The organism is Hominilimicola sp., from assembly GCF_046972485.1.
Taxonomy (GTDB): Bacteria; Bacillota; Clostridia; order UBA1381; family UBA1381; genus Hominilimicola; species Hominilimicola fabiformis.
Window position 1 is genome coordinate 1 of sequence record NZ_JBKVWU010000109.1, and the last position, 7588, is coordinate 7588.

A 7588-nucleotide genomic window follows, 5' to 3' on the forward strand; every position below is an offset into this window, starting at 1 on the left:
ACTATGTCTATCCAAAAAGAAATGGATTTTGTAAATTCATTGGAGCTTACCGACCGTGAAAAAATGATTGGCGAACAGATTTTGAAAGAAATCAAGGCAAGACTTAAATTCTTGCTTGACGTAGGTCTTGATTATCTTTCATTGTCACGTTCGGCAGGGACTTTGTCGGGCGGTGAGGCACAGAGAATACGTCTTGCAACTCAAATAGGCTCGGGACTTATGGGAGTGTTGTATATTCTTGACGAGCCGAGTATCGGACTTCATCAACGTGACAATGACAGACTTATCGAAACACTTAAACATCTTCGTGATTTGGGTAATACGGTAATCGTTGTTGAACACGACACCGATACAATGTATGCCGCAGATTATATTGTTGACATCGGTCCGGGAGCAGGTGTAAACGGCGGTGAACTCGTAGGAGAGGGTACCGTTGAAGATTTGATTAAATCACCTCGTTCAATAACGGGTAAATATCTTAGCGGTGAACTTAAAATTGAAGTACCTAAGGAACGCAGAAAACCGACGGGTTGGATTGAAGTGCGTGGTGCAAAAGAAAATAATCTTAAAAACATCAATGTAAAAATACCGACAGGTGTTATGACTTGTGTCACAGGTGTTTCGGGTTCGGGTAAGTCGTCATTGGTAAATGAAATACTTTACAAAAAACTTGCTCACGTTTTAAATCGTGCAAGAACTCATGCCGGCGCACATAAAGAGATAAAGGGCATAGAACAGCTTGACAAAATCATTGATATAAACCAGTCACCGATTGGAAGAACACCACGTTCAAATCCGGCAACATATACAAATGTTTTCGGTGATATTCGTGAAGTCTTTGCATCTACAAATGAGGCAAAAGTGCGTGGTTATAAATCAGGACGTTTTAGCTTTAACGTAAAAGGCGGACGTTGTGAAGCTTGTAGCGGTGACGGTATAAAGAAGATAGAAATGCACTTCCTGGCGGATATATTTGTTCCTTGCGAGGTATGTAAGGGTAAGAGATATAACAGAGAAACTCTTGAAGTTAAATACAAGGGCAAAAATATTTATGAAGTGCTTGAAATGACGGTTGATGAGGGTGTTGAATTTTTTGGAAACATTCCGAAGATAAAGAGAAAACTTGAAACTTTACAGGAAGTCGGTCTTGGATATATCAAACTCGGTCAAAGCTCAACAACTTTGTCAGGCGGTGAAGCACAACGTGTTAAACTTGCAACGGAGCTTTCAAAGAGAAGTACCGGGAAGACGATTTATATTCTTGACGAGCCTACAACAGGACTTCATACTGCTGACGTTCACAAACTTACGGAAGTGCTTGATAAACTTGTTGAGGGCGGTAATACCGTTGTTGTAATCGAACACAACCTTGACGTTATAAAAACCGCAGACTATATCATTGATATGGGGCCTGAGGGCGGCGATAACGGCGGTACCGTGATTGCGTCAGGTACACCTGAGCAGGTTGCAAAAGTCGAAAAATCTTATACCGGAAAATATTTAAAGAAAATGCTCGAATAAAACCTTGACAAAATAAAAAAAGAGTGTTAGAATAACTTTAAAGCGTAGATGAAGACAGTAGCATTAAGCAAAAGTCACAAGAGAGAGAACGTCATGGGCTGTAAGCGTTCTTTGATGGGCTTGATGTGAATACCACTTCGGAGCTGCGGACTGAACAATTTATATTAAGTAAGTTTTGCCGTATTCCTTACGAAACAAGGACGAACTAAGTGACAGCATTATATGCTGTAATTAGGGTGGAACCGTGTATATTTATGCACCCCTAAGGTATGGATATTATCCGTACTTTAGGGGTGTTTTTAGTTTATAAAAAGAAAGGACTAATAAAAATGGAAATGAATGAACTACAAACACTAAGACATTCAGCCTCGCATATGCTTGCACAGGCTGTAAAAAGACTTTATCCGGATACAAAACTTGCTATCGGTCCGGCTATTGATGACGGTTTTTACTATGATTTTGATACGGAGCATACTTTCACCCCTGAGGATTTAGAAGCTCTTGAAAAAGAAATGAAAAAAATCGCTAAAGAAAACCTTAAGATCGAAAGATTTGAATTGCCGAGAGCAGAGGCTCTTGAATTAATGAAAGATGAGCCATACAAAGTTGAATTGATTAACGATTTACCTGAAGATGCTACAATTTCTTTCTATAAGCAAGGCGATTTTGTTGACCTATGTGCAGGACCTCACGTAAATTACACAAGCAAGGTTAAAGCATACAAACTTCTAAGTGCAACAGGCGCATATTGGAGAGGTAATGAGAAAAACAAGATGTTACAACGTATTTACGGTACTGCTTTCCTAAATAAAGCCGACCTTGAGGCACATCTTGAACAGCTTGAAGAGGCAAAAAAACGTGACCATAATAAGCTTGGACGTGAACTTGAATTGTTTACAACAGTTGATTATATCGGTCAAGGTCTTCCTATTATGCTTCCAAAGGGTGCAAGAGTAATTCAATTACTTCAAAGATGGGTTGAAGATGAAGAACAAAAGCGTGGTTGGCAGCTTACAAAGACACCTCTAATGGCAAAGAGCGACTTGTATAAAATTTCAGGTCACTGGGATCACTATAAAGAAGGTATGTTCGTACTTGGCGATGAAGAAAAGGATAAGGAAGTATTTGCACTTCGTCCGATGACTTGTCCGTTCCAGTATCAAGCGTTTTTAAACAGAGGTCGTTCATACAGAGATTTGCCTATGAGACTTAATGAAACATCGACACTTTTCAGAAATGAGGCGTCGGGTGAAATGCACGGACTAATCCGTGTACGTCAGTTCACAATTTCAGAGGGACACTTGATGTGTACACCTGAACAGCTTGAAGAAGAATTTAAGGGTTGTCTTGAACTTACAAACTATATGCTTACAACTCTTGGATTAATTGAAGACGTTTCATATCGTTTCTCGCAATGGGATCCTGACGACAGAGAAAAGTATATCGGTACAGAAGAACAGTGGAACGAAGCACAAGATACGATGGAGAAAATCTTGAAAGATCTTAACATTGATTATAAAGTCGGTGTCGGTGAGGCTGCATTCTACGGCCCGAAACTTGATATTCAAATTAAGAATGTACACGGTAAGGAAGATACTCTTGTAACAATCCAAATCGACCAAATGCTTGCCGAAAAATTCGGTATGGAATACGTTGATAAAGACGGTACTAAGAAAAATCCGTATATTATTCACAGGACATCAATCGGTTGTTACGAAAGAACACTTGCACTTCTTATCGAAAAGTATGCAGGTGCATTCCCGGTATGGCTTGCTCCTGTACAAATCAAGCTTTTGCCTATTGCGGACAGACATCTGGATTATGTATATGAAATTAAGAAACAGCTTGAGGCAAACGGTATTTTGCGTGTAGAAGTTGATGACAGAAGTGAAAAACTTGGTTATAAACTTCGTGAGGCACAGCTTGAAAAAGTACCTTATATGCTTGTTGTCGGTGATAAGGATATTGAAAATAACACTGTATCTGTTCGTTCAAGAAAAGAGGGCGACAAGGGTGCTATGGCAATAGATGAATTTATCAAAGCAGTTAAAGAAGAAATCGACACAAAGAGAATATAATTGTTAATGTAACGTAAATTTGCTCCCCGACATACTATACAGTGTCGGGGAGGGATTTATATGAGGCTTGGACTTTCACGAACAAGAAACAGAAGTTTAAAAGGTGTAGGAATATTTTTTACACTGTTTTTTTTGATTTTTCTTATATGGCTTATATTCACAAAATTGCAACCGTCTTTTATCGAATATGCAAAGGTGTATTCAAATAACATTGCAAATGAGGTTGTAAACAGTGCAGTAGATGATGTATTTGTTAAAGAAGAATACCAAAGCCTTGCAAAAATTATGGAGAATTCCTCCGAAAATATAAAGGCAATCGAAACGGATACCGCAAAGATCAATCGCTTAAAATCGGCAATAATACAGTCAATGCAGAAAAATATTGATTCACATAAAAGCGATACGGTATATGTACCGCTCGGAAGCTGCAGTAATTTATATTTTCTTGCCGGACTCGGTCCTAAAGTGCCGATACGAATATATCCGGTCAGTATTGTAAATGCTGATTTTAAAGAGAGTTTTGACTCTGTCGGTATTAATCAGGTAAAGCATAAATTGTATTTAGACGTATCTATGAAAATGTCATTCGTGGGAATGATGTTTGCACAATCCGACACTGTGGAAACATCAGTGCTTTTAAATGAAACGATTATTGTAGGTGACACACCGACTTATTACGGAAATGGTGGAATGACTGCATCAGTCGAATAGAAAGGAATTTTATTAATGAACGATATTGAAAAACGTATTGAAGAATTGACAAATGAACTTAATTATCATAACCACAAGTATTATGTTGATGATGCTCCCGAAATTTCTGATTTTGCGTTTGATAAAATGCTTGTAGAACTTGAACAGCTTGAAGAAAAATATCCCGAATATAAAAAGAAAAATTCACCTACAGTAAGAGTAGGCGGAGAAGCTGTTAAAAGTTTTGGTGAAGTTCATCACGACGTGCCTATGTTAAGTCAGCAAAAGGCATTTTCAAAAGAAGAAATACTTGACTTTGACAGACGTGTAAGAGCCGTTGTACATGATGTAAATTACGTTGTTGAGCAGAAAATTGACGGCTTATCTGTTTCTCTTGAATATGTAGACGGTGAATTTACAAGAGGTTCGACGCGCGGTGACGGTATTAACGGTGAGGATGTTACGGAAAATCTGAAAACAATTAAGAGCATACCTCTTACCTTAAAAGACGATATACCTTTTCTTGAGGTAAGAGGAGAAGTATTTTTGTCAAGAGATAACTTTAATAAAATAAACGATATTTTAGAGGCGAGCGAACAACCGCTTTTTGCAAATCCGCGTAATGCAGCGGCAGGCTCACTAAGACAGCTTGATCCCAAAATAGCCGCAAAACGTAATCTTGACATATTTGTTTTTAATATTCAGCAAATACAAGGTAAAGAAATTTCAACACATATTGAAGGCCTTGAATTTTTGAAAGAACAGGGATTTAAAACTATTCTTGATAAAAAATCGTATTCATCTATAGAAAAGGCATATGAGAGAATATTGGAAATAGGTGAGGAGAGAGGTAACCTATATTTTGATATAGACGGTGCGGTAATTAAGGTAAATGAATTGACCGCAAGAGAAATGCTCGGAGATACCGCAAAATTCCCTCGTTGGTCTATTGCATATAAATATCCCGCCGAGAAACAGCAAACGGTTATAAGAGATATTAAAGTTCAAGTCGGAAGAACAGGTGTTCTTACACCTCTTGCAATACTTGATACAGTCCACATTGCAGGCTCAAATGTATCAAGAGCGACACTTCACAATCTTGACTTTATACGTGAAAAGGATATCAGAATAGGCGATACCGTTATTATTCAAAAGGCAGGCGATATAATTCCGGCTGTCGTTGAAGTTATAAAAGAAAATCGTGACGGCAGTGAAAAAGAATTTGAAATGCCTACACATTGTCTTGAATGCGGTGCTTTAATCGTGCGTGAAGAAGGCGAGGCGGCATATCGTTGCACAGGTGTGAATTGCCCGGCACAGCGACTTAGAAATATAATTCACTTTGTGTCTCGAAATGCAATGGACATTGACGGTCTTGGTCCGTCTATCATTGAACAAATGATAGAAAAAGATTTAATCGAAACCGCCGCCGATTTGTATTATGTAAAAGCCGAAGATATAGCCGAAATGGATAAAATGGGTGAAAAATCAGCACAAAATCTTATAAACGCTCTTGAAAAGTCAAAAACAAACCCATTATACAGACTGATAAATGCTTTCGGTATTCGTCATATAGGTGAAAAAGCTGCAAAGATTTTATCGGCAAAATATAAAACTCTTGATAATTTGAGAAATGCGTCTGTTGAAGAACTTACCGAAATAGCCGATATAGGCGGTAAAATGGCACAATCGGTTGTTGAATTTTTTATGCAAGAGCAGTCAATCGCTTTTATTGATAAGCTTGAAAAAGCGGGTGTAAACTGTATAGACGATAGTGAAGATTCTATTATCGACAGACGTTTTGAGGGTATGACATTTGTTCTGACAGGAACACTTTCTAAATATAAGCGAAGTGAGGCAGGAAAAATAATAGAAAATTACGGCGGTAAAACATCATCAAGTGTATCAAAGAAAACAACATATGTTCTTGCCGGTGAAGACGCAGGAAGTAAACTTGACAAGGCAAACAGCTTGGGTGTAACGGTTATCAGTGAAGATGAATTTGAGGAGATGATAAAATGATTGAAGAAAAAGCATTTCAAATAAAGGACGAGCTGATTTCCATACGACGTCACCTCCACAGTACTCCTGAAACTGATTTTGAAGAAATAAAAACATCTTCATTTATTCGCAGTAAACTTGACGATTACGGAATACCTTATACAACCTCAGCTAAAACAGGAACAGTTGCCTTGATTAAAGGTAAAAACAGTAACAAAACTGTACTTTTGCGTGCTGATATAGACGGATTACCTATAAAAGACGAAAGCAAATTTGAAATAAAATCGGAACGCGAAGGATATATGCACGCATGCGGACATGATATTCATGCAACGTGTCTTTTAGGTGCGGCTAAAATTTTAAACGATATTAAAGACGAGTTGAACGGAAACGTCAAACTTGTTTTCCAGCCTGCTGAAGAGGGAGTAGGCGGTGCATTACCTATGATTGAGGACGGAATACTTGAAAATCCGCACGTTGACGCGGCTTTTGCACTTCACGTTGAACCGTTAGAAAAGACGGGCAATATCCAAGTTAAGGACGGCTCAATTATGGCGTCGCCCGACGATTTTAAAATTGTTGTTCACGGTGTCGGCGGTCACGCCTCCGCACCTGAAAAATGCGTAAATCCAGTTACTATCGGCACGGCAATTATAACGGAATTTGAAAAACTAAATGCAACTGTTCTAAAAGACAAGCCGTGTGTTATGACGGTTTGCTATTTTAACGGCGGAACTTGCAATAATGCAATTCCGCAAACTGCTGAAATTATGGGTACGGCACGTTCGCTTGACAATGAAACTCGTGAAATGCTCATAGAATTACTTGATAAAACGGCACATGAAACAGCAAAAAAGCATGGAACAACTATTGATTTTACATTCAATAAACTTTTTCCGCCTGTTGTTAATAACAGTGAAATGAATGATGTAATCAGAAACAGTGCAAAAAAGCTTACCTGCATAAACGAAGTAGTGACACTTGATAAACCGGCAATGGCGGGTGATGATTTTTCATATTTTGGAGAAAACGTTCCGAGTGCCTATTTTAAATTAGGTGTAGGAAATGTAGAAAAAGGAGCTGTTTATCCGATACATAGTCCGAAGTTTATAGCAGACGAAGACGCTTTACCTATTGGAAGTGCGATTTTGTCACAAACCGCAGTTGATTATTTAGATACTTATAATAATTAGTTTACCATAAAAATATTATGTAAACTAAATTGATTTTAAGAGGTTTTAAAATTGAAAAAAATAGCAATTATAGATTGCAGAGCAGATGATAAAACTGTATATACT

General features: G+C 38.1%; 5 protein-coding genes and 1 other annotated feature. All 5 genes read left to right on the top strand.

Going from position 1 to position 7588, the window contains the following annotated elements; all coding sequences use genetic code 11:
- Positions 1 to 1521 (top strand): excinuclease ABC subunit UvrA (gene uvrA / locus ACLTU0_RS09580; RefSeq protein WP_412322221.1); only part of this gene is annotated, 1521 nt, incomplete at its 5' end.
- A gap of 36 nt (positions 1522 to 1557) precedes the next feature.
- Positions 1558 to 1788, top strand: a binding site (T-box leader).
- Positions 1789 to 1850: 62 nt separating this feature from the next.
- On the top strand, positions 1851 to 3599 hold the full coding sequence (thrS, locus tag ACLTU0_RS09585) for a threonine--tRNA ligase (protein ID WP_022229050.1): 1749 nt from the start codon (positions 1851 to 1853) through the stop codon (positions 3597 to 3599).
- A 60-nt stretch (positions 3600 to 3659) separates the two neighbouring features.
- A complete protein-coding gene (gene yunB / locus ACLTU0_RS09590; protein ID WP_308456319.1) occupies positions 3660 to 4310 on the top strand; it encodes a sporulation protein YunB in 651 nt (216 codons plus the stop codon).
- A gap of 15 nt (positions 4311 to 4325) precedes the next feature.
- Positions 4326 to 6311, top strand: coding sequence for an NAD-dependent DNA ligase LigA (gene ligA, locus ACLTU0_RS09595; RefSeq protein ID WP_147514902.1), 1986 nt, complete (start codon positions 4326 to 4328; stop codon positions 6309 to 6311).
- Positions 6308 to 7483: a M20 metallopeptidase family protein gene (locus ACLTU0_RS09600; protein WP_412322224.1), complete on the top strand. Its 1176-nt coding sequence runs from the start codon at positions 6308 to 6310 to the stop codon at positions 7481 to 7483. The genes ligA and ACLTU0_RS09600 overlap by 4 nt, the downstream gene beginning before the upstream one ends.
- Positions 7484 to 7588 lie beyond the last annotated feature (105 nt).

Bases quoted from the DNA above. Each gene is read 5' to 3' on its own strand.
- thrS (WP_022229050.1), top strand. From the start codon at position 1,851: ATGGAAATGAATGAACTACAAACACTAAGACATTCAGCCTCGCATATG.
- yunB (WP_308456319.1), top strand. From the start codon at position 3,660: ATGAGGCTTGGACTTTCACGAACAAGAAACAGAAGTTTAAAAGGTGTA.
- ligA (WP_147514902.1), top strand. From the start codon at position 4,326: ATGAACGATATTGAAAAACGTATTGAAGAATTGACAAATGAACTTAAT.
- ACLTU0_RS09600 (WP_412322224.1), top strand. From the start codon at position 6,308: ATGATTGAAGAAAAAGCATTTCAAATAAAGGACGAGCTGATTTCCATA.